Here is a 22126-nt window from a genome sequence, read left to right as displayed (position 1 = left end):
GGCGTCACGGCAGCGTCAGCCCGCCGTCGACATGCAGCGACTGGCCGGTGATCTGCCTGGCGTCATGCGACAGCAGGAACAGGATCGCCGCCGCCACGTCGGCTGGCTCGGTCAGCCGCCCTGTCGGGGTGACGGCGATGGCCTTTTCGAGCGCCGAGGTCGTCGCGGCGAAATGGCCCGTCGGATCCTTGCGGGTGAAGCCGGGTACAACGCAGTTGACGGTCACGCCCTTCGGCGCGAGCTGCACGGCCATCGATTTCGCCAGCGCCTCGAGCGCGCCCTTGGCGGCCGACGTTGCCGGGAAATGGATCTCGGCGGTACCGAAGATGTGGGCGACGAAGGAGCTGACCACCACCACGCGCCCGCAGGCCGAGGCGACGAGGTCGGCCATCGCCGCATTGACGAGACGCAGCAGCGCGGTTGGCATCGTCTCGAACGCCTGCGCCAGGTCTTCCGGCCTGACCTCGCCGAGCGTCGAGCGTGTCGCCTGGGCGGCGTTGGAAACGATCTGGTCGACGCGGCCGAAGCGGGCGCGGGCGGCAGCGACCATCGCCGCGGGCACGTCAGGATCGGCGAGGTCGCCGAGCACGATCTCGGTTATGGCGCCCGATGCCTGGCAGGTCTCGGCGACGCTCTTCAGCCCTTCGGCGTTTTTGCGCGTGTGCAGCACGAGCCCGGTTCCCGGCGCGGCAAGCCGGCGGGCGGTTTCGGCGCCGATGCCGCTGCCGGCACCGGTGATGAGCACGATGCGATCGAATGGTGTGGTCAAGTCTCTGTCCTCGAAGCTGTTGAGAGTGATGTTGCAGGCGCCCGGCTCAGGCGCCTAGGGCCACGCCGTCCTTGCGCTTGTCCGAGCCGCCGAGCAGGCTGCCGTCTTCGTCGCGCACGACGAACTGCGCGCCGCCGAAATCGCTGCGGCCGGCCAGTTCGCCGGCACCTTCCGGATCACTGTAGCCGGCATTGCGCAGCGTCCTGATGATGGCTTCCGGCGTGCCCGGCTCGATCGCCAGCGCCATGTCGCCCTCTAGCCGCCAGCGCGGTTCGTCGATGGCCGGCTGCAGCTTCTCGCCCCAGGCGGCGAGGCGGACCATCATCTGGACATGGCCTTGCGGCTGCATCGCGCCGCCGACGACGCCGAAGCCGGCATGGAACCGGCCGTCCTTGAGCGCCGCTGCCGGGATTACCGTGTGATAGGGGCGCTTCGACGGTCCCGGCCCGTTGATGTGGCCGGGTTCGGAAAAGCCCAAGCCCCGGTTCTGCAGCACGAAGCCGTCGCCAGGCACGGCGATGCCGGAGCCGAAGCGCTTGAAGATGCTGCTCATCAGCGTCACCGCGAGGCCGTCTTTGTCGACGACCACGGTGCAGACGGTATTGCCCGAGGGATCGGCGACGGTCTTCTTGGCCTTTGCCATGGCGCGCCCGACGGCTTCGACCATGGCCAGGGTGGCCGCCGGATCGTCGCGGTCGAGCGGCAAGGCATCGAGCTCCTCCAGCGCGTCGAGCACGGCAACGCCGTGGGTGTTGGGCGGACATTCGAGCACTGTCAGGCCACGGAACTTACGTTCGAGCGGCAGGACGAAATCGCCGCGATGGCTGGCGAAGTCCTCTGCCGTCAGCAAGCCGCCCTTGGCCTGGGTCGCCGCCGCTGCCTGCCGGGCCGGGGCGCCGAGGTAGAAGGCGTCGGGGCCGTCGGCCGCGATCGTCCGCAGCACCGCCGCCAGCTCGGGATTGGCGAAGCGCTCGCCCGCGCACGGCGTGCTGCCGGCGCGATAGAGCTTGGCCGTGATCGGATCGAGCTTGATCACCGGCTCGAACACCGCCCATTCGCGCGCGGTGATCGGCAGGACCGCAAAGCCGTCCGTGGCGAGCGCGATTGCCGGAGCCAGCAACTGGGCAAAGGGCAGGCGGCCGAAGCGGGCGTGCAGGTCGAACCAGCCGCGCACCGCGCCGGGCACGGTGACCGCCAACCCGTGCCGTTCGGGGATGCGTTGGTTTGGCAGCTTCGCTATCGCCTCGACCGACAATGCGGCCGGCGAGCGCCCGGTGCCGTTGTAGCTGATGGCATGGCCATCCGGCTCGACAAGCATCGCCAGGAGGTCGCCGCCAATGCCCGTCGCCATCGGCTCGACCACGCCGAGGATCGTATCCGCCGCAATCGCCGCGTCGACCGCGGAGCCGCCGGCAGCCAGCATGTCCTGCGCGGCGCGAGCGGCGAGCGGGTGCCCGGTCGCCACCATCGCGGTGGTGCCGCGAACGCCTGCGTTGCCGTGTGTTTCGGAGCTGTCCATCGCCATTGTCCTAACCTGTTTCAGGCCTTTGATCATCGCCTCTGCAACATACTGTATGCGTGTGTCAGCCGCGATCACTGATACGACAGTAGAATGCGGCTTGCGTCGATGTCAATTTGGTATACAGTATTCTAAATCGAGTTTGACACATCGACGACAGGGGAACCGCATGACCAAGCCGATGAACCCGGATGAATTTCGCACCGCGCTGGAAAACGCCATCAAGGGCAAGAGCGCCAACAAGTCGCCCTTCAGCCTCGCCTGGGCCAGCGGCAAGCTCAGCCGCGACCATCTCTCGCGCTGGGCCGAGAACCACTACCACTATGTCGGGCCGTTCGCGGACTACCTCGGCTACATCTACTCCCGCATGCCCGAGCAATATGTCGAGGCCAAGGATTTCCTGCTCGCCAACATGTATGAGGAAGAGATCGGCGGCGACCGCCACACCGATCTTCTGATCCGCTTCGGCGAGGCTTGTGGCACCAGCCGCGTGCGCATGACCGATCCGGAGAACATGTCGCCGACGACGCGCGGCCTGCAGAGCTGGTGCTATGCGGTGGCCATGCGCGAGGACCCGATCGTCGCGGTTGCCGGCCTCGTCGTCGGCCTCGAATCCCAGGTGCCGTCGATCTACCGCAAGCAGACGCCGACCTTGCGCGACAGCTACGGCTTCACCGACGAGGAAGTCGAATTCTTCGACCTGCACATCGTTTCCGACGAGATCCATGGCGAGCGCGGCTACCAGATCGTGCTTGAGCACGCCCGCACCGTCGAGATGCAGGAGCGTTGCCTCAAGATCTGCGAAGTCGGCGCCCAGATGCGCCTGCTCTACACCACGGCGCTCTACAACGACTACGTCGCCGAGGATGTGAAGCTCGGCCGTATAGCCCCCATGGAGCCCGAGCTCGACGGTATAGGCGGGGTTTGAGGCACGCACATGCCGACAGTCGTGATCCATAGCAAGGGTGAGGCCTTCTCAGGTGAGGTCAAGGAGGACACCAACCTCGTCGTCCGCGCCGGCATCAAGCAGTTTCCCTATCCGCACCTCGCCTACAAATGCGGCATGGGAAAATGCGGCACCTGCGCCAGCCGTATCCTCGCTGGTGCCGAGCATCTGCCGCCGCCCAACTGGAAAGAGAAAAAGCAGCTCGGCGACAAGATCGACGAGGGTTTTAGGCTCGTCTGCCAGCTGTGGATCAAAAACGACATCGAGCTTCGCCAGGAAAAGGTGACGGAGCAGGCCTAGCGCCCCCGCCGCGCCGGAAGGCGGGGCACTTCCCAAGCAATCTTGCCGGCAACGCTTCGGTGGTGTCGGCGTGACCAGCAATCAGCATGAGGTGGACAAATGTATGTGGTTCTGACGACCAAGCCGGGCGAGTTCCGGACCGAGATGAGCCCCGGCGTGCAGCCGGTCGAGACCTACGACTACATCTTCTACGGCCGCAAGCGCGCCAGCTTCACCATCGCCAAGCTGACCGACCAGGACCAGACGCGCATCCGCATCGTCGAGGACGAGCCGCCGCAGATCGAAAACAACGTGCCGTGCAAGCTGTTCGAGAAATTCGACTCGGTCGAGGACGCCCGCCACGAGCTCAAGACGCTGACCACCTACGGCAGCATGGACATCCAGCTCAAGCTGGTCTGACCGGCCAACAGCATCGAGCGCGCCGATGATCAACATCACCTTCATCACCAACGACAACAAGCAGGTGTCCGCGCCCGAAAACAGCAATCTGCTGCGCGTGTCGCTGCGCGAGAAGGGGGGCATCCCCTTCAAGTGCGGCGGCGGGCTGTGCGGCACCTGCAAGTGCCGCATCGAGACCGGCATCGAGAACACCGATGCCGTCAAGCCCAAGGAACGCAACCACCTGACTGCCGACGATCTCGCCGCCGGCTTCCGCATGGCCTGCCAGACCTTCGTGCTCGGCGACGTCGCCGTCTCCTGGGTGCCCAAAGGACGCTGAAGCACGACGCGCCGAGGCGCATTCCCGAAGTAGAACGACCCCGAAAGCAAACTACTAATGACTGAGCGACACCTGAACTACATCGCCGGCGAGTGGCAGCCCGCTTTTTCAGGCGCCACCTTCGAGGACCGCAATCCCGCCGACGAGCGCGATCTCATCGGCCTGTTCCCGGATTCCGATGCCGCAGATGTTGCCGCCGCCGTGGCGGGCGTTTCAGCGGCCTGGCCGGCCTGGGCGGCCCAGTCGCCCGAGGTGCGCGCCGACGTGCTGTTTAAAACTGCCGACATCATGGCCCGACGCGCCGACGAGATTGCCTCCGAATTGACCCGCGAGGAAGGCAAGACGCTGACCGAGGCGCGCAACGAGGCCAGGCGCATCGCCGCCAATTTCCGCCTCTATGCCGGCGAGGCGCTGCGCCTAAATGGTGAGACCTATCCGAGCGAGAGTGGCCAGCTGGTACTCTCCGTGCGCCAGCCTGTCGGCGTGGTCGCCGTCGTCACGCCGTGGAACTTCCCGCTGTCGATGGCCGCGCGCAAGCTTGGCCCGGCACTCGCCGCCGGCAATGGCGTCGTGTTCAAGCCGTCCGAAATCACGCCGCTGATGGGCCAGCGCCTCGTCGAGGTGCTGCTTGAGGCTGGCCTGCCGCCGAAACTTGTCGCGCTCGTCCAGGGCAAGGGCGCCAAGGTCGGCCAGGCGATCACTGCGCAGCCGGGCGTCGACGCGCTCACCTTCACCGGCTCTTACACGGTCGGCAAACAGATCGCCGCGTCGCTTTCCACCGACACCCGCGTCCAGCTCGAAATGGGCGGCAAGAACGCGACTGTCGTTCTGGCCGACGCAAGCATCGACAAGGCCGTCGCCACCATCGAGCGCGGCGCCTTCGGACTGACGGGACAGGCCTGCACCGGCACCAGCCGCGTGCTCGTCGCCCGCCCGCTCTATGCTGAGCTCGTGGCGCGGCTCGAAAAATCCGCAGCAAGCATCAAGGTCGGCCCGGGTACGGCAGAAGGCGTGCAGATGGGCCCGCTCGCCACCCGCGCGCAATATGACAAGGTCTTGGCCTATGTCGGCATCGCCCGCGAGGAGGGCGGCCGCGTCGTCGGCGGCGATGCGCTGCGCGAGGCCGACTCGAGCCTGGCGCATGGCTATTTCGTCCGGCCAGCTGTCGTTTCCGACCTGCCAGATGACAGCCGCCTGTGGCGCGAGGAGATCTTTGGGCCGGTCGTTGCCATCCGTCCCATCGACAGCCTCGACGAGGCGATCAGGCTTGCCGACGACACCGAATACGGCCTCGCCGTCTCGCTGGTGACGGGCGACCTGCCATCGGTGCTGCGCTTCGCTCGCGAGACCCAGCACGGCATCGTCAAGGTCAACAGCCCGACCACGGGTGTCTCGCTCAACGCACCGTTCGGCGGCCTCAAGCATTCGAGCAACCAGGCGGCCAAGGAGCAGGGTGGCGCCAACGTCATGGACTTCTACAGCCGCATCAAGAGCATCTATCTTGGGGCCTGACATGCTCCAGTCCCTGACTGAGCTGATGCCCGGCGACTTCGTGCCGGGACATCTGTTCGGCATGGGCGCCATGGTTTTTGTAGCAGCACTTCTTCAGGGCATAGGCGGCCTAGGCTTTGCCATGGTCTCGGCGCCGCTCGCGGTGCTGTTTTTCCCCGAGATGGCGCCCGGGCCGTTGCTCGTGCTCGGCGCTGGCCTTGCGCTGCTTGGCCTTCTCCGCGACTTCGACGCCGTCGACTGGCCGAGCGTGACGACGTTGATGGCCGGCCGCGCCGGCGGCACGCTGGTTGCCGGCGCCACGCTCGCCGCCTTGCCGACCAATGCGTTTTCGATCGTCTTTGCGCTCTTGATCCTCGCCGGCGTCGGCCTGAGCTTCGCCGGCTGGAAGGTCAGGGCATCGCACCCCAACATGGCAATCGCCGGACTTGCCTCCGGGCTGATGGGCACCATCACCTCGTCGGGCGCACCGCCCTTCGCCATCGTCATGCAATATGTGCCACCGCGCCAGATGCGGGCGACCATCAGCTGCGTCTTCTTCGCCGGCGCCATCCTGTCGCTGCTGATGCTGGCCTATGTCGACCGTTTCACCCTGCCGCAGCTCTGGCTCGGCATCCTGCTGTTTCCGCTGATGCTCGGCGGCTTCTTCGTCTCCGGCCGGTTCCACCGCTATTTTTCGCCGCGCGGCGTCCGTTTGCTTCTGCTCACCATGTCCGGCCTCGGCGCGCTCGGCATCCTCGCAAGGACGCTTGTCCAATGAGTCTGCCCCACATCACGGACGAACTGGTCGAGGCCGCCGTCTCCGCCGCCGACGCGCGCGAGGCGCTGGCCGACGCCTTCCTGCGCTTCGGCCGCGAGGAAGCGTCGATGCAGGCGCGCATTCGCAGCGAGGCCGGCGGCGTCAAGCTGTCGACCCTGGGCGCGGTGATCCCCGGCCAGGAGGTGGTTGGCGCCAAGGTCTACACCACCATCAAGGGCCAGTTCTCCTTCATCATCCTGCTGTTCTCGTCGGTCGACGGCCGCGCGCTCGCCACCTTCGATGCCGGCGCCATCACCAGGCTCCGCACCGCCGGCTGCTCGGTCATATCAGCCCAGCGCCTTGCCCGCCCCGAGGCGTCGACGCTGGCCGTCTTCGGCTCCGGCCCGCTCGGCCGGGCGCATGCCGTGCAGATGGCCGAAGCCTTTCCGCTCAAGCGCGTGCTGCTGGTCAGCCGCTCGTCCGATCCAGCCCTTGCGGCCGAGCTGGAAGCCGCCTGCGGCATCCCCACGCGACTGGCCACGGCCGAACAGGCGGCCGCGGAGGCCGACATGATCGTCACCGCCTCGCGCGCGCCGACCGCGCTGTTTTCGGGCGATTTGCTCAAGCCTGGCTGCTTCATTGCTGCCGTCGGTTCGAGCCTGCCCAACACCCGCGAGCTCGACGACCGGGCGATGGCGCGGGCCTCGCTTGTGACAGTCGAATGGCGCGAACAGAGTTTGCGCGAGGCAGGCGATCTCGTGCTCGCCGATCCCGCGGCGCTCACTTCGGACAAGATCGTCGAGCTCGGCGAGATCCTCGCCGGCAAGGCGCGCGGCCGCACCTCAAACGACGAGATCATCATCTACAAGTCGGTCGGCGTCGGCTTGCAGGACATCGCGCTGGCAGGACTGGCCTACCGGCGGATCGTCGGCCTGGACTGATCGGCGATTGCCCGCAAATGCCGGAACCGGCGATTGCCGGCCCCGGCATCTGATGGGGCTATCCCTTCTTCGCGGCCTGTCGCGCCTGCTGCAGGCTGACCACGCCTTCCCTTGAGATGGTGTAGTTGCCGCCGTTGCGGGAGACCACCAGCCGCTTCGCCTTCAGCACCTTGAATTCGGCGAGGCCGGCGCCTTCGAGAGACCAGCCTTCCCGGGTGACGAACGAGGCTTCCAGCGGTCGGTTCCTGGAGTCCTTTTCAAGGATGATGGTGCCGCCAAACGACAGCAGTTCGAGCGCTTTGCGCTCCTTCTTCGAGATGTTCATGATGTTGTGAGTCCGCAGTCCCGGCGCCAAGGCACCGGGCGTCATCCACCTGGGCGAGCCGAAGGCTCACCGGTTTGGCTGAACACGGCCCCGGTCCACGCGAAGCGTGAAGCGGGGCTTTAGCGGGACTCAAAAGAACAGGTCATGATGGCGCGGAGCTATAGGTCCGATTGCGGCAGGCTCAAGGCACGACGCCAAGCATTGCGATGCCAGCTATTCTATGAGGCAGGACGGTCCGTCTACTGCTGGTTCTTGAAGCAACGCAGTTCGACTTCGTTGCGATAGTCCTCGACAGCGCGCTGCTGCATTGGGGCTGTCGAAAACCGTGGATGCTCATAAGCCGCCAGGATTTCATCCCGCGTGCCGGCGCCGGGCGCGTTTTCCAGGTGCAACTGGCTGCTCAAGGGAATGCCTGCCTGTCGCGCGGACATGACGGTTGCTGCCCACGACCCGCGAAGGTGGCAAAGCTGGTCCGGGCTGTGGTTGTTGGAGGACGCCTGCACGGGAAGGGGCGCCAACAGCAAGAGTGTAAGAACTGTCCTGCGCATTGCTGGTCAAGTCTCCTGTGACGGCGGGCGCACGTTAGGAAATCTGCCGTGGCTCAGCGGCCCTGCAGCACGCGGATCAGCTTGCTGTTGTCGGCTGTGGTGGAGTCGAGGTTGCGATAGTCCTGGTAGGTAATGCGGTTGCTGGCCATGCCGTTGATCATGCGCCTGCAGAAGGTCTGCGCGTAGTTGGCCGGGTTGATATTGAACACCGCTGCCATTTCGGCCTTGTCCTTGGCGGAGCGTGCGTTCTCGTCCTTGACGCAGCTTGCCATGATCTCGCGCTTGAGCGACGGGCTGCCGCTGAGCGCGGTCTGCGCTGTCTTGTATTCTCCTTGTGACATGGTCGTGCAGCCCGCAACAATTGCGGAGAGGCCAAGCAAGCTTATCTTACGGATCATGTCGTGCGCCCAGACGTGAAAATTGATTGAAGCAAATGGTCAGAACAAGTCGCCTACTGCAACAGGTCAGGTGCGTTCGTCAACTGTCAGTTGAAAATAAGATAGCGCAACAGGTTGCGTAAGTGCAGAGCGATCTCATGCTTAGTATTATTTAGAATAGGCTATATTAGCGATTGTTGCGTGATCTACATCCCGCCTTGTCGTAGCCACTAGCGGCGTAGCGACACGATCACCAGCCCAGCTGGGCTCCGCAGACGATGAGATAGCATTCGGCGTAGCGCTTGTACTCCGGCGTGCCGTATGCGGGTTTCGTGCCGCTGTCGTGGTAGCTATTGAGCAAGCTGGTACACTGAGCCGCTTCGACCGACGCCTGAGAATTGGTGGCCTTAACCTCTGGCGACAGCAGGGTCATGGCGGCAATGATGAAGCATCCAAGGCTGGCTGCTGCGAAAAGAGAAGCGTTGCGCATGGAGATAATCATGTACATCGCTTGACTATCGCCTGCAACTGGCGATGAGGTTCATGATGAACGCAGTAGTTCGTCAGAACGATGCCGGAAATACTGAGCAACCATCAAGCAGGCGAAGCATTTCAGCGCGAGGTGAGTCTCAACGGAGCCTCACCGGCGTCGCGCAACTCTATGTCGACGGGGCTATGCCTATTCCTTCGCCGCTTCCGCCGCCTTGGTGTTGATCAGCCCGAAACCGAAATCTGTGTCGCGGCCCTTGTCGCCGAGGTCGGTTGCGGTGCTGGCCAGTGCCTTTTCGATCGAGTCGGCGCTGCGCTTCGGCTCGGCGTGCAAAAGGTTGGCGATCGCGCCACTGACGACGGCCGCGGCAAAGGACGTGCCGGTGACGAGGTCGGTGCCGCCGCCGACGGGTGCCATCAGGTCGACGCCGGGCGCCGAGATGTAGACATAAGGGCCGCGATTGGCCTGCTTCATGATCGCGTCCTTGGCGTCGGTCGCCGTCACCGCGATCACGCCCTTGTAGGCGGCGGGATAGCCGTAGGGCGCGCCGGGGCCGTTATTGCCGGCGGCAGCGACGAGGATCATGCCACGCGCCCGTGCGCCGCGGCTCGCCTGCTCCAGCAGCGCGTTCTTGGGCCCGACGAAGCTCATATTGACGATCTGGACGTTCTGCTCGGCGGCCCAGTCGAGCGCGTTGAGGATGATCTCCATGTTCGACTTGCCGCCTTCGAAGGCACGGGCATGGAAAATCTTCGAACCCGGCGCCATGCCCTTGAAGTCGCCGGTGCCGGCGATGAGCCCGGCGACCGAGGTGGCATGGTCGCGGGCGGTGACGGCAACGCCCGGCATGGCGTCGAAGCTCTCTACGATGACGCCCTTGAGCGCCGGATGGGTCTCGTCGATTGCCGTGTCGATGACCGCGACATTGACGTTTTCGCCATTCGCCGCCGCCTCGTCGAGCGAGATGCGCTGGAAGGCGAAGCTGGGGCCCGCCGCTGCCTGCTGCAGTTCGTAGATGTGGTTGGGTTCGCGCTCGCTGGTGCGGCCGTCGCCGGCCAGTTGCGCCAGCACCACGCCGACCGGACGGCCGTCGGGAATGCCGAAGCGCACCAGGCTGGTGCCGAGCAGCGTCGACTGGCGCTGCGAGCGGATTTCGAGGCCATAGGCGGTGGCCAATGCCTGGGCGTCGGCGGCACCACCATCGACCGTCACCAGCACTTCGTCGGGAACGAACGCGCCGGAGATGGCGCGTGGCGCCGCGGTGATGGCGGGGCCAGGCGGTGTCGCATCGGCTGCCGGAGGTGTCGGCGGAGGAGGAGATCCGGCCTGCCCGCCACCGCCGGAAGGCGCGGAACCGCCTGCGGGGTCGCGCAGCGGATTGGGCGTCGGCACCGGTGTCGCCGGCTGTCCGCCCGAGGCGACACCGGGAAAGTCGCCGGGATTGGGAAACAGGTCGACGATCAGCTCAGGCAGCCCGACGGCGCCCGGTAGGCCGCTGCCGCCCGAGGGACCTCCCGGGGTGGAACCACCAGGCGCCGGGCCGCCCGGCTGCAGGCAATTGGCATTGCCGGCCGCGGTCGTCTGGTTGAGGCAGTCGAGCTGCTGCGGCGTCAGGCTGGGGTCGTTGGTCTGGGCGAAAACAGGCGTGGCGGCGAACAATGCCGCGGCCAGCACAAGCTGCGCTATTCGCCCTGACGTGGTCATCCAGCCGGTTTCCTTCCTGCCGTCACCGTGTCCGCGAAGGGTGCGGCCGCAATCACGCCGACGATGCGGTCGTAGTCGGCGACCGTTTCGGACGGGATGGCGATGCGGAACACGCCGCTGGCCGTCGGGCCGTCGATGATCGAGGCGCCATTGTCGCCGAGCAGGCCGGCGATGTCGGCCATTTTGGCGTCCGGCTTGAAGGTCACCAGCGCAAAGGGCAGCTTGCTCTGGTCCTCGCCGGTGCCGGCGACCTGGACGTCGTTGCCGCGGCCGCCGGGTTCGAGCACCGACTGCACCATGACCAGTGCCAGCAATGCTGCTGCGGCTCCCCAGGCGACGCCAACCGGCAGGCCCATGAAGCGTTCCCAGACACGCGACAAAAGCGACTGCGCCTGTGGCTCGCGCACCGGCCCGGCTTCGGCGTCGAGCAGCTTGGAGAAGCGGCTCAGCGCATCGGCGGGCGGGCGGATCGCCTCGTTGGAGGCCATCGTGCCGGAGAATTCGGCCTCGGCGGCTTCAAGCGCCGCGGGCGCCGCCGGATCGCTGGCAAGCCAGTCCTCCACGGTTGCCAGTTCGGAGCCTTCGAGCGTGCCGTTCAGGTAGAACGGCAGCAGCGTTTCGATCTCGTCGCGGCGCGACATCTTTTCGGCAGCGCTCATGGCCAGCCCCTGTCATATCCGGCGGCCTTCAAGGCTTCGCCGAGCTTCTTGCGGGCATAGAACATCCGCGTCTTCACGGTGGCGACCGGAATGTCGAGCACCTCGCCGATCTCGGTGACCGACTTGCCATGATAATAGGCGAGGTCGATGACCGTGCGATGCTCGTCGGCGAGCGTGTCGACAAGGCGGCGCAGGGCAGCACCCTTGTCCTGCTTCATCGTCGCCACTTCGGGCGTGTCGTTGTCGTCGGGTACCGCCGCCGCATCGTCGTCGTCGAGCCACTCTTCCTTGCGCTTGCGCAGCGACGACAGCGCCTTGAAGCGCGCTATGCCGAGCAGCCAGGTCGAGACTTCCGAACGGCCTTCGAATTTCGGCGCCTGGCGCCACAATTCGAGAAACACTTCATTGGCTACGTCATCCGCCATTGCTTCCGACCCCGTCTGGCGCGCCACGAAACGGTAGACCCGTGCGTGGTGCCGCGTGAACAGGAGCCGCAAAGCAGCGCGGTCGCCGTTTGCGACGCGGCTCACGAGATCACGATCGGACATGGGGTCTGATGCGATGTTCATGGCCGGTGCTACCGCCGGGCTCCTGTCTGCTTGGTCGTTGTTGGCCGCAAAAAGGTTCACCGGAATGTTTCGGATGCAAGAAAGCTAGCGGAACTTCCGCGGCATGGCCAGTCCGCCGCCACACACTACCCCAGAGTATCCTTTACCACCCCTTGCACTCAGGTCATTTTGGTATACAGTATTCCAAAATGACCTGCAGGCGACACCTCAAGGGGAACAGTGAATGACCGTTGCAATGAACCCGGACGAGTTCCGCACCGCGCTGGAAAACGCCATCAAGGGCAAGAGCGCCAACAAGTCGCCATTCAGCGTCGGCTGGGCGAGTGGCAAGCTCAGCCGTGACCATCTCGCCCGCTGGGCGGAGAACCACTATCACTATGTCGGGCCGTTCGCGGACTACCTCGGCTACATCTACGCCCGCATGCCGGAGGGCTATGTCGAGGCCAAGGATTTCCTGCTCGCCAACATGTATGAGGAAGAGATCGGCGGCGACCGCCACACCGATCTGCTGGTGCGTTTCGGCGAAGCCTGCGGTACTTCAGGCGACAGGATGCGCGACCCCGACAACATGTCGCCGACCACCCGCGCGCTGCAGAGCTGGTGTTATGCGGTGGCGATGCGCGAAGACCCGATCGTCGCCGTTGCCGGCCTCGTTGTCGGTCTCGAATCCCAGGTGCCGTCGATCTACCGCAAGCAGACGCCTACACTTCGCGACAAGTATGGCTTCACCGACGAGGAGGTCGAGTTCTTCGACCTGCACATCGTTTCCGACGAGATCCATGGCGAGCGCGGCTACCAGATCGTGCTCGAGCATGCCCGCACCGTCGAGATGCAGCAGCGCTGCCTCAAGATCTGCGAGGTCGGTGCCCAGATGCGGCTGCTCTACACCACGGCTCTCTACAACGACTACGTCGCGGCCGAACTGCCGCTCGACGAGCTGCTCGCAGCCTGATCCCGCCACAGTGGGGAGCGCGCGGGGCGGCCTGCCGCGTGCGTTCCCTCGGCGGCCTAAAATGCCAACAATTGCCGGACGATAACGACGTGAAACAGGTCCTGAAACTCGAAATCGAAGAAGCCCGTGTGATGGTGGCCGCGGCGGTCGCCAAGGCGCTGGAGCTCAACGTTCCCGAAACCGTCTGCATCGCCGACGACGGCGGCTATCCCATTGCGCTCGAACGCATGAACGGCGCGCGCGTCACCGGACCGCAGATCGCCTGGAACAAGGCTTTCACCGCCGCTGGCCACAAGCGCTCGACGCATCTGTTCACCACCCCGCCAAACGGCCCCGCACTGCCTGGCAACGAGGCCTTTGGCATCCAGCTCAGCTTCGAGGGCCGCTTCGCCGCCTTCGTCGGTGGTTTTCCCGTAGTCGTCGATGGCGAGGTGATCGGCGGCGTCGGCCTGAGCGGTGGGAATGGTGAGCAGGACATCGCCTGTGGCGTTGCGGCGCTCGCTGCACTGCAGGTGCTGCTCGAGCCCAAGGGCCACAAGGTCATGGTGCAGGCCGACATCAAGAAGTAGCGGCACCGCCGCATCCCAACCGTAGTGGAGACATGGATGGACCATGTTGTGCGCGTCCTCGAAACTGAGGACCAGTTTACTGTTGCCTCGGAAGAATCCGTGCTGATGGCGGCGATCCGCCAGGGTGTCCAGCTGCTGCATGACTGCACCGAGGGCGGCTGCGGCACCTGCCGTATCAGGCTGATGGAAGGCTGCGTCCGCTATGAGGAGTACCCACTGGCGCTAACGCCTGAGGATGAGGAGGAGGGCTTCGCGCTTGCCTGCCAGGCACGGCCCGAAAGCGACCTGCTGATCTCGACCGAACGGCCGATGGAACCGTGCTCCGATCCCGAACGGTATACCGCGACAGTCCAGTCCGTCCGCAATGTCGGCCGCGATGTCGTTCACCTGACGCTGGCGCTTCCCGGCGCGGAGGAGCTGGTCTACCGGCCGGGGCAATATCTCAACGTGCTGCTCGACGACGGCAACAAGCGCAGCTTCTCGATGGCTTCGGTGCCCAATGGCAAGACCGTCGACCTGCACATCCGCCGCGTCCGCGACGGCCATTTCACCGGCGGCCAGCTGACGCGGCTCGGCCCCGGCGACAGGCTCGACGTCGAGCTGCCGCACGGCCTGTTCTGCTGCCGCAAGGAGGATTTCCGGCCGATCGTGATGGTGGCGACGGGCACCGGGCTCGCTCCGATCAAGAGCATCCTGGAATCGCTGATGGACGATCCCGACTGTCCGCCCGTGTCGCTCTACTGGGGCATGCGGTCGGAGGAGGATCTCTATTTGCATGACGAGATCCAGTCCTGGGGCGAGCGGCTGAGCGACTTCCAGTATGTGCCGGTGCTGTCGCGGCCGAGCCCGTCCTGGACGGGTCGGCAGGGTTATGTCCAGGAGGTCGCTGCCGAGGACATCGGCGATTTTTCCGAGCACGCGATCTACATGTGCGGTTCGCCCAAGATGATATCGAGCGCGAAAAAGCTGTTCATCGAGAACGGCGCCAATCCCGGCTTCATTTACGCCGACGCCTTCAATTTCCAGCACACGCTGGTGCCGGCGGAGTAGCGGCGAACAGCGGGCGCGGGGCGGGGGGCAACATGGAAATCTCAGTCGCAACGCCCGCCGGCCGCGTCGCCGGGCGACGGCATGGCGACGTCGACCATTTCCTCGGCATTCCCTATGCGGCAGCACCCGTGGGCGCTTTCAGGCTGCGCTCGCCCAGGCCAGCGCCGCACTGGACCGGCACACTGCCGGCCGACCGCATCGGTCCTGCGGCGCCACAGCATCTCGCCGGCAGCCAGACCTGGCTCAACGAGCCGATCGCGCGCATGGACGAGAACTGCCTGACGCTGAATGTCTGGGCGCCCGCCGACGCCCGCGATGCGCCCGTGCTGGTCTGGTTCCACGGCGGGGCGACCCGCAACGGCCATGGCGGTGCTGCCGCCTGCGACGGTTTTCGCCTCGCCCGCGAGCACGGCATCGTCGTCGTGACGGTGACCTACCGGCTCGGGCCGTTGGGCGGTCTGGCGCATCCTGACCTTGCCGACCCCGACACGGGGACCTGCGCCAACTGGGGCATGCAGGACAAGATCGCGTCTTTGCGCTGGGTGCGTGAGAGTATTGCCGGCTTCGGCGGCGATCCCGGCAAGGTGACGATAGCGGGCCAGTCCTCGGGTGCCGCCAACGTCGTGCTGATCGCCCAGAACCCGGGCTGCAGGGAGCTGTTTTGCGGCGTCATCGCGCAGAGCCCGCCCTTGTTCCAGCCGCCGATGTTCGTCGGGCTCGACGAAGCAGCCGAATACACCGAGGCCGTCGCTGCAGCCCTCGGCACCTCGGTCGCCGGCCTGCGCGACCTCGATGGCGCCGACCTCGTCCGTCGAGAAGTCGCGTTGCTGCGCGATGCCGATTTCGCCAGGCGGTTCCCCCGGCCGCGCACGGCGCCGACACTCGATGGCAGGCTGGTGCATGCCTGGCCGTATGATGGCGTGATGGCCGACGTGCCGCTGCTGATCGGCTTCACCCGCGACGAGGCGAAGTTCTGGTACGACCTCGCTTTGCCCGACGGCACCAGGTTGTCGGCGCTGACACCACCCGAACCGGGTGCGCCGTTCGACGCGGCACTCGCGCGCTTGGTCGTGCTGCACTATCCCTTCGAGCCGTCGCCTTCGCCAGCGGCCATCCTCGCCGGCTATCGCGCGGCCATGCCGGACGCCGGCTCCGATGCGCTGTGGCTGGCAATCTATTCAGACCTCGTCTTCCGTGCCCCGATCTGGCGCTATGCAGCCCGCCATGCGCAGCGCGGCTCGCCCGCCTTCCTCTACGATTTCGCCTGGCCGCTCGCCGTTACCGGCGGCACGCCGCACGCCGCTTGCGTGCCATTCGTCTTCGGCACCCACCTCCATCCGCATCTAGCGCCCAAGATCGGCGCCGATCCCGAAGCTGCAGCCAGCGCCATGATGGCCGCCTGGGCGGCATTTGTCCGTGATGGCATGCCCGCAACGCCAACCTTTGAATGGCCAAGGCTCAACCCCGAGTTGCCAGCGGGCGACGCGAAGGCGATGAGCATCGGGCGTGACGGTATGCTGTTTGGGCCGCTTCATGGCGCAGCGCGGCTCGCTTCATGGCTGGCGATGGGCATATCTGATGGCGCGGATTGAATATTGTACTCCAAAGCCCGGACGCTATATCATCCGGCACAAGGCGTTGCTTCCGCAGGTTGATTCGACCCTTGCCACAGGAAGTGTAAGACCATGACCGTCGTACTCGGGGAAATCCACGCTCCGCTCACCAAGCTGATCACCGCCGCCTTGCGCGAGCGCATCGTCAGCGGCGAAATCGGTGTCGGCGAAAGACTGGTCGAGGGCCGCCTCTCCGAGGAGATGGGCGTGTCGCGCATGCCGGTGCGTGAGGCGCTGCGCGAACTCGCCGCCGAAGGCATCGTCACCATCGAGCCGCGCCGCGGCGCCTCGGTCACGGTGTTCAGCGAAGACCAGAAGCGCGAGCTGGTCGAGGTCCGCGCCACGCTCGAAGCGCTCAACGCCAAGCTGGCCGCCAAGCGCCACGATCCCGAACAGATCGCCGCCCTGCAGCGTATACTCGACGACGGCGCCAAGCTCGCCGACACTGACGATCCGGTGTTGTTGTCGCGCCAGAACACCGAGTTCCACGAAGCGCTGGCGACCGTTGCCGCCAATTCTGTGCTGCAGGACATGGTGCGTTCGCTGCGCGACCGTACGGTCATGCTGTTCGCGCCGATCAGCAAGCGCCGTGGCCGCCAGAACTGGGAAGAGCATGCCGGCATCCTGCGCGCGGTGATCGCCGGCGACAGCGAACTCGCCGCCCTTTTGGCCGCCCGCCACGTCTACAACGCCGCCGAGATGCCGCAGGAATAGCCTGCGCGTTTCCTACCTCACGCCTGAAATGGACCCGCGCACCACCAGGTCGACCGGCCAGATTTCGCCGCGCGCGCCATCTTCCAGTCCCGAGATGCGGGCTGCCAGCCTTTCGGCGACACGGGCGCCGGCTGCGCGGATCGACGAGCGCGTTGTTGTCAGCGGCACCGAAAAATGCTCGGGCTTCAGCCAGTGGAACACGTCGTCGTGGCTGACCAGAGAGAGGTCCCGCGGCATCGAAAGGTTGAGGTCGCGCGCGGCGCGCACGATGCCGAGCGCCATCAGCAGGCTGGAGCAGACGATCGCCGTTGGCGCATCCGGCCCCTCGAGCAGCCGACGCGCGGCGCGATAGCCGTTCTCCTCGGTCATGACCTCCGAGCGGATGTTCTTCGGCTCCAGCACCAGCCCGCTTTCGGCCAGCGCGCGTCTCACGCCGCGCTCGCGGAAGATGGCGAAGGTCTGGGTGTCGTCGCCATTGATCAGCGCCACCCGCTTGTGGCCGAGTTGGACGAGCAGCCGCGTCGCGTCGTGGAAGGCGCCTTCATTGTCGATGTCGATGAATGGATAGTCGAAATCGAGCCCTTCGCTGCGGCCATGCACGATGAAGGGGATGCCGAGCTGGTGGGCCAGCGCCACGCGCTTGTCGGCATTGTAGGGGGCGGAGATGTAGAGCGCGTCGACCTGCTTGTTGGCGACGATGCGGCGGTAGGTGGTCTCCTCGTCCTGGGCATCGGCCGGGCTCAGCACCAGGTCGAGCTCGTGGCCGCGGGCATAGTCGCCGAGGCCCGACAGGAACTCGACGAAATGCGGATCGATGTCGACCGACGCTCCCGTCGGCATGACGTAGCCGATCATGCCGGCCTTGCCGGTCGCCAGCCGGCGTGCGCTCGGGTTCGGCCGGTAGCCGTGGCGCTTGGCGGCATCGGTGACGCGCCGACGCGTCTCCTCGCTGACCTCGGGATAGCCGTTCAGTGCACGGCTCACCGTCGTCTGCGAGAGTTCGAGCATCTGTGACAGTTGCTTGAGGTTCACCTCGGCTCCGATTCCCAAAGCGCTTTCAATCGAGCTTCCCCCTGATGTCGGGCGAAGCAGCTGCGTGTTGCCGGCAAGAATAGCCGCCGGACTGCTTGCTTTGAAGCGAAATCTACTCGCGAGGTGCCCAAAAAGCATGCTGCAGCGCACGCTGCCACCAAATTTAAATCGATTAGTTGAGCTAGCCTCTTGACTCCTGACAATTCCAGTGGCGTGATGTGATCATCCAAAGCGCTTTGAAATGCCGTTACGTGAAGCAGTTGCAGCTCACGCAAGACTGGGGCACAGTTCGGGGCGGTGCAGGCGGGCGGAATGGAGGTTCCGTCCGGAGTTTTCGATCCACTGGGAGGAAGACCATGAGGAAGACCCTGTTGCTGGGCGTGGCTTTTGCTGCCGTCGCCCTGAGCGCGCCCGCGTCAGCGGAGCTGAAGTTCAAGCCGGGCGAGGACGCCCGTTTCACCTGGGCAAATTTCGACGAACTCAAGAAGGTCGACCTGAAGGGCGAGACGCTCTCGATCTTCGGGCCGTGGCGCGGCGAAGACGAAGCGCTGGCGCGTTCGGTGCTCGACTATTTCAGCGAGGCCACCGGCGCCACGATCAATTACTCGTCGTCCGAGAATTACGAACAGCAGATCGTCATCGACACCCAGGCCGGCAGCCCGCCCAACATCGCCATCCTGCCGCAGCCCGGCCTGATCCAGGATCTGGCCTCCAAGGGTCTACTGACGCCACTCGACGAGGGCACCGCCAATTTCGTCAAGGAGAACTACGGCGCCGGCCAGTCGTGGGTCGATCTCGGCACCTACAAGGACAAGGACGGCAAGCCCGGCTTCTACGGCTTCCCGTTCAAGGCTGATCTGAAGTCGCTGGTCTGGTACGTGCCGGAAAACTTCGAGGAAGCCGGTTATGAGGTTCCCAAGACCTGGGAAGAGATGCAGGCCCTGACCGACAAGATCGTCGCTGACGGCGGCGTGCCATGGTGCATCGGTCTGGGTTCGGGTGGTGCCACCGGCTGGCCGGCCACCGATTGGGTCGAAGACATCATGTTGCGCACCCAGGCGCCCGACGTTTATGACAAGTGGACCAAGAACGAGATTCCGTTCAACGATCCGGCGGTCGTCAACGCGCTCGACATTTTCGCCAAGATCGCCACCAACGACAAATATGTCGACGGCGGCAAGGCGGCAGTATCCGCAACCGACTTCCGCGATAGCCCCAAGGGCCTGTTTGCTGTTCCGCCCAAATGCTACCTGCACCGCCAGGCGTCGTTCATCTCGTCCTTCTTCCCTGAGGGCACGAAACTTGGCGAGGGTGCGGACTTCTTTTACCTTCCGCCCTTCGCTGCCAAGCCCGAGCTCGGCAACCCCGTGCTCGGCGGCGGCACGCTGTTCACCATCGCCAAGGACTCCAAGTCCGCGCGCGCCTTCATCGACTTCCTGAAGATGCCGCTGGCCCACGAAATCTGGATGGCGCAGTCGGGCTTCCTGACCCCGCTCAAGACGGCGAACAAGGAGGCCTATGCCAACGACGCGCTGAAGAAGCAGGGCGACATTCTCGTCAACGCCTCGACCTTCCGCTTCGACGGTTCCGACCTGATGCCCGGCAAGATCGGCGCCGGCGCCTTCTGGACCGGCATGATCGACCTCGTCGGCGGCAAGCCCGCAGCCGATGTCGCCGGCGATATCCAGAAGAGCTGGGACGCGATCAAGTAAGGGTCCGAGTTAGTCCCCTCGCCTTGCCGCTTCGCGGACGCCTTCCCCTTATGGGGGAGGCCCCGACGGCCCCGACCCGGTCCCCCTCCCGCCGGGAGAGGCGCCCCGGCGTGTCGCGGAGAGCGGGCGAGGGGGCTTCCTTCCAACACTGGCAGTCTGCTCGAACCAGCCCGTTGAAAAGGGACTGACCCCATGACCGCACAGATACTTTCGGCCATTTTCACCATCATCATCGGCGTCGGCGGCTGCGTCGTCTATTACTGGGGCGCCAACAAGATCCTCGACGCGGTCTTTCCCTCGCGCGGTGTCTCCGGCGCTGCCGCTGTCGACAATCTGCGCCGCCAGGGCCTGATCCGGCCATGGCTATTCGTCGGCCCGGCGATGCTGATCGTCACCGTCTACCTCGTCTATCCCGTGATCGAGACGCTCAGGCTCTCCTTCATGGATCGCGGCGGCGAGAATTTCGTTGGCTTCGCCAATTACAGCTGGGCCTTCGGCGACCGCGAGTTCCGCAATTCGATCTTCAACAACCTGCTGTGGCTCGCCGTCGTTCCGGCCGCCTGCACCTTCTTCGGGCTGATCATCGCCGTGCTCACCGACAAGATCTGGTGGGGCAACGTCGCAAAGAGCCTGGTCTTCCTGCCGCTCGCCATCTCCTTCGTCGGCGCCAGCGTCATCTGGAAGTTCGTCTACGAGTACCGCGCCGAAGGCCAGACCCAGATCGGCATCCTGAACGCCGCGGTGCAGTATCTCGGCGGCAATCCACAGGTGTGGATCTCGACGCCGTTCTGGAACAACTTCTTCCTGATGGTCATCCTGATCTGGATCCAGACCGGTTTTGCCATGGTCATCCTGTCGTCTGCCCTGCGTGGCATTCCCGAGGAGACCATCGAGGCAGCCGTCATCGACGGGGCCAACCCGTTCCAGATCTTCTGGAAGATCATGGTGCCGCAGATCTGGGGCACGATCGCTGTGGTCTGGACCACGATCACCATCCTGGTGCTCAAGGTCTTCGACATCGTGCTCACCATGACCAACGGCCAGTGGAACAGCCAGGTGCTGGCCAATCTGATGTTCGACTGGATGTTCCGTGGCGGCGGCGATTTCGGCCGCGGTGCGGCGATCGCCGTGATCATCATGCTCGCGGTGGTTCCGATCATGATCTGGAACATCCGCCAGGCCAATCGCGAAGGCGGGGGAGGGCACTGACATGGCTGCTTCAAGGGGAAGATCCTTCATCGGCCGCTTCGGCGTCCACATCGCGGTCCTCGTCTTCGTCGCCATCTGGACCATCCCGACGCTTGGCATCCTGATCAGTTCGCTGCGCGACAAGGACCAGCTCATCGTCTCGGGTTGGTGGACGGCACTTTCGACCTCGTCGCAGACCGAGGCCGGCCGCACCGATGCCGCCGACAAGCAGGTCGAGAAGGACGGCAAGTTCCTGATCATGGGCAATCTGTTCGGTGCCGGTGATGCCCGCACCGTGACTGCCTTCGGCACCAAGGCGCAGCAGCCGACGCAGTTTGAAGTCGGCACCGCCGCCGACCTCGGCGAGGGTGTGACGCTCCAGGTCAATGACGACGGCTCCTACGTGATGTCCTCGCCCAAGGCGTTTGAGATCACTCGTGGCCAGCGTGTCTATTTCTCGGCCTCGGCCCCGCCGCGCTTCACCACCGACAACTACCGCACCGTGCTGTTTTCGGAAGGCATCGGCCGCTCCTTCATCAACTCGCTGACGGTGACGATCCCGGCGACCATCATCCCGATCCTGATCGCCGCCTATGCTGCCTATGCACTCGCTTGGATGCGCTTTCCCGGCCGCGCGCTTTTGATCGCCGTCATCATCGGCCTGCTGGTCGTGCCGCTGCAGATGTCGCTCATCCCGCTGCTCAAGCTCTACAACGGCGTCGGCCTGTTCTTCGGCGTACCGGCCAAGACCTATCTTGGCATATGGTTGGCGCATACCGGCTTCGGGTTGCCGTTCGCCATCTATCTCTTGCGCAGCTACATCGCCGGCCTGCCGCGCGAGATCATGGAGTCGGCCCGCATCGATGGCGCCAGCGACTTCGAAATCTTCGTCAAGATCGTGCTGCCGCTGTCCTTCCCCGTGCTCGCCTCCTTCGCCATCTTCCAGTTCCTCTGGGTTTGGAACGACCTCCTGGTGGCGATGGTGTTCCTCGGCTCAGGCTCCGACCAGCTGGTGCTGACCGGCAAGCTCAACGCGCTGCTCGGCTCGCGCGGCGGTGACTGGGAAATCCTCACCACCTCGGCCTTCGTCACCATCATCGTGCCGTTGATCGTGTTCTTCTCGCTCCAACGTTATTTCGTCCGCGGCCTGCTCGCGGGCTCAGTCAAGGGAGGCTAGCTCAGA

General features: G+C 65.1%; 25 protein-coding genes. 15 read left to right on the top strand and 10 right to left on the bottom strand.

The features are described from left to right. Positions 1-4 precede the first annotated feature (4 nt). Both ACSQ3E_RS16795 and ACSQ3E_RS16790 read right to left on the bottom strand, forming a co-directional pair. Positions 5-769 carry an SDR family NAD(P)-dependent oxidoreductase gene (locus ACSQ3E_RS16795; protein WP_436123579.1) on the bottom strand — a complete coding sequence of 255 codons (765 nt, stop codon included), beginning with the start codon at positions 767-769 and terminating at the stop codon, positions 5-7. A gap of 46 nt (positions 770-815) precedes the next feature. Beyond that, positions 816-2288, bottom strand: coding sequence for a gamma-glutamyltransferase family protein (locus ACSQ3E_RS16790; RefSeq protein WP_436123578.1), 1473 nt, complete (start codon positions 2286-2288; stop codon positions 816-818). A gap of 169 nt (positions 2289-2457) precedes the next feature. Between ACSQ3E_RS16790 and ACSQ3E_RS16785 the strand changes: the two genes are divergently transcribed. The 7 genes from ACSQ3E_RS16785 (at position 2458) to ACSQ3E_RS16755 (ending at position 7441) form a co-directional block, all read left to right on the top strand. Then, complete coding sequence (locus ACSQ3E_RS16785) at positions 2458-3216, top strand: TenA family transcriptional regulator (protein WP_436123577.1); 759 nt, start codon at positions 2458-2460, stop codon at positions 3214-3216. 21 nt (positions 3217-3237) lie between these two features. Continuing rightward, positions 3238-3534 carry a 2Fe-2S iron-sulfur cluster-binding protein gene (locus ACSQ3E_RS16780; protein ID WP_436123576.1) on the top strand — a complete coding sequence of 99 codons (297 nt, stop codon included), beginning with the start codon at positions 3238-3240 and terminating at the stop codon, positions 3532-3534. Between the two features lie 99 nt (positions 3535-3633). Further along, a complete protein-coding gene (locus ACSQ3E_RS16775; RefSeq protein WP_436123575.1) occupies positions 3634-3933 on the top strand; it encodes a ferredoxin in 300 nt (99 codons plus the stop codon). 25 nt (positions 3934-3958) lie between these two features. Beyond that, positions 3959-4252, top strand: a complete 294-nt coding sequence (locus tag ACSQ3E_RS16770; protein ID WP_018425848.1) for a 2Fe-2S iron-sulfur cluster-binding protein — start codon at positions 3959-3961, stop codon at positions 4250-4252. A gap of 57 nt (positions 4253-4309) precedes the next feature. Further along, the gene (locus ACSQ3E_RS16765; RefSeq protein WP_436123574.1) at positions 4310-5764 is read left to right on the top strand and encodes an aldehyde dehydrogenase family protein; all 1455 of its coding nucleotides are present in this window, start codon (positions 4310-4312) and stop codon (positions 5762-5764) included. 1 nt (position 5765) lies between these two features. Next, entirely contained in the window at positions 5766-6521 is a 756-nt protein-coding gene (locus ACSQ3E_RS16760) for a sulfite exporter TauE/SafE family protein (RefSeq protein ID WP_436123573.1), read from the top strand. Further along, complete coding sequence (locus ACSQ3E_RS16755) at positions 6518-7441, top strand: ornithine cyclodeaminase family protein (protein WP_436123572.1); 924 nt, start codon at positions 6518-6520, stop codon at positions 7439-7441. The genes ACSQ3E_RS16760 and ACSQ3E_RS16755 overlap by 4 nt, the downstream gene beginning before the upstream one ends. Before the next feature lie 58 nt (positions 7442-7499). On the opposite strand, the gene ACSQ3E_RS16750 is transcribed toward ACSQ3E_RS16755, so the two are convergent. The 7 genes from ACSQ3E_RS16750 to ACSQ3E_RS16720 all read right to left on the bottom strand — a co-directional run bounded on the left by ACSQ3E_RS16750 (position 7500) and on the right by ACSQ3E_RS16720 (position 12113). Further along, positions 7500-7766, bottom strand: a complete 267-nt coding sequence (locus tag ACSQ3E_RS16750; RefSeq protein WP_310320278.1) for a YjhX family toxin — start codon at positions 7764-7766, stop codon at positions 7500-7502. A gap of 239 nt (positions 7767-8005) precedes the next feature. Then, the gene (locus ACSQ3E_RS16745; protein WP_436123571.1) at positions 8006-8314 is read right to left on the bottom strand and encodes a hypothetical protein; all 309 of its coding nucleotides are present in this window, start codon (positions 8312-8314) and stop codon (positions 8006-8008) included. 53 nt (positions 8315-8367) lie between these two features. Beyond that, positions 8368-8655: a hypothetical protein gene (locus ACSQ3E_RS16740; RefSeq protein ID WP_436123570.1), complete on the bottom strand. Its 288-nt coding sequence runs from the start codon at positions 8653-8655 to the stop codon at positions 8368-8370. Between the two features lie 286 nt (positions 8656-8941). Beyond that, entirely contained in the window at positions 8942-9199 is a 258-nt protein-coding gene (locus ACSQ3E_RS16735) for a hypothetical protein (protein WP_436123569.1), read from the bottom strand. 171 nt (positions 9200-9370) lie between these two features. Further along, positions 9371-10885, bottom strand: a complete 1515-nt coding sequence (locus ACSQ3E_RS16730; RefSeq protein ID WP_436123568.1) for a S8 family serine peptidase — start codon at positions 10883-10885, stop codon at positions 9371-9373. Next, a complete protein-coding gene (locus tag ACSQ3E_RS16725; RefSeq protein WP_436123567.1) occupies positions 10882-11544 on the bottom strand; it encodes an anti-sigma factor in 663 nt (220 codons plus the stop codon). Before ACSQ3E_RS16725 ends, ACSQ3E_RS16730 begins: the two co-directional genes overlap by 4 nt. Further along, the gene (locus ACSQ3E_RS16720) at positions 11541-12113 is read right to left on the bottom strand and encodes a sigma-70 family RNA polymerase sigma factor (protein ID WP_310320267.1); all 573 of its coding nucleotides are present in this window, start codon (positions 12111-12113) and stop codon (positions 11541-11543) included. Before ACSQ3E_RS16720 ends, ACSQ3E_RS16725 begins: the two co-directional genes overlap by 4 nt. Positions 12114-12336: 223 nt before the next feature. Here ACSQ3E_RS16720 and ACSQ3E_RS16715 point away from each other — a divergent pair, with 223 nt between their 5' ends. From ACSQ3E_RS16715 to ACSQ3E_RS16695, 5 genes are all read left to right on the top strand, one after another. Beyond that, the gene (locus ACSQ3E_RS16715) at positions 12337-13065 is read left to right on the top strand and encodes a TenA family transcriptional regulator (protein ID WP_067954995.1); all 729 of its coding nucleotides are present in this window, start codon (positions 12337-12339) and stop codon (positions 13063-13065) included. 89 nt (positions 13066-13154) lie between these two features. Beyond that, positions 13155-13634, top strand: coding sequence for a GlcG/HbpS family heme-binding protein (locus ACSQ3E_RS16710; RefSeq protein WP_436123566.1), 480 nt, complete (start codon positions 13155-13157; stop codon positions 13632-13634). Positions 13635-13670: 36 nt separating this feature from the next. Then, complete coding sequence (locus ACSQ3E_RS16705) at positions 13671-14684, top strand: 2Fe-2S iron-sulfur cluster-binding protein (protein ID WP_436123565.1); 1014 nt, start codon at positions 13671-13673, stop codon at positions 14682-14684. Positions 14685-14716: 32 nt separating this feature from the next. Continuing rightward, on the top strand, positions 14717-16276 hold the full coding sequence (locus tag ACSQ3E_RS16700) for a carboxylesterase/lipase family protein (protein WP_436123564.1): 1560 nt from the start codon (positions 14717-14719) through the stop codon (positions 16274-16276). A 93-nt stretch (positions 16277-16369) separates the two neighbouring features. Beyond that, positions 16370-17011, top strand: coding sequence for a GntR family transcriptional regulator (locus tag ACSQ3E_RS16695; protein WP_184769882.1), 642 nt, complete (start codon positions 16370-16372; stop codon positions 17009-17011). 12 nt (positions 17012-17023) lie between these two features. On the opposite strand, the gene ACSQ3E_RS16690 is transcribed toward ACSQ3E_RS16695, so the two are convergent. Then, complete coding sequence (locus tag ACSQ3E_RS16690; RefSeq protein ID WP_436123563.1) at positions 17024-18043, bottom strand: LacI family DNA-binding transcriptional regulator; 1020 nt, start codon at positions 18041-18043, stop codon at positions 17024-17026. Between the two features lie 356 nt (positions 18044-18399). Here ACSQ3E_RS16690 and ACSQ3E_RS16685 point away from each other — a divergent pair, with 356 nt between their 5' ends. The 3 genes from ACSQ3E_RS16685 to ACSQ3E_RS16675 all read left to right on the top strand — a co-directional run bounded on the left by ACSQ3E_RS16685 (position 18400) and on the right by ACSQ3E_RS16675 (position 22120). After that, positions 18400-19755, top strand: coding sequence for an ABC transporter substrate-binding protein (locus ACSQ3E_RS16685; RefSeq protein WP_310320255.1), 1356 nt, complete (start codon positions 18400-18402; stop codon positions 19753-19755). Positions 19756-19947: 192 nt separating this feature from the next. Then, positions 19948-20964: a carbohydrate ABC transporter permease gene (locus tag ACSQ3E_RS16680; RefSeq protein ID WP_436123562.1), complete on the top strand. Its 1017-nt coding sequence runs from the start codon at positions 19948-19950 to the stop codon at positions 20962-20964. A 1-nt stretch (position 20965) separates the two neighbouring features. Next, complete coding sequence (locus ACSQ3E_RS16675) at positions 20966-22120, top strand: carbohydrate ABC transporter permease (RefSeq protein WP_436123561.1); 1155 nt, start codon at positions 20966-20968, stop codon at positions 22118-22120. The last annotated feature ends 6 nt before the right edge of the window (positions 22121-22126 follow it).

It is taken from the genome of Aminobacter sp. LjRoot7 (genome assembly GCF_964252895.1).
GTDB classification, from domain to species: Bacteria; Pseudomonadota; Alphaproteobacteria; order Rhizobiales; family Rhizobiaceae; genus Aminobacter; species Aminobacter aminovorans_B.
This window is presented reverse-complemented; position numbering and strand designations above follow the sequence as displayed.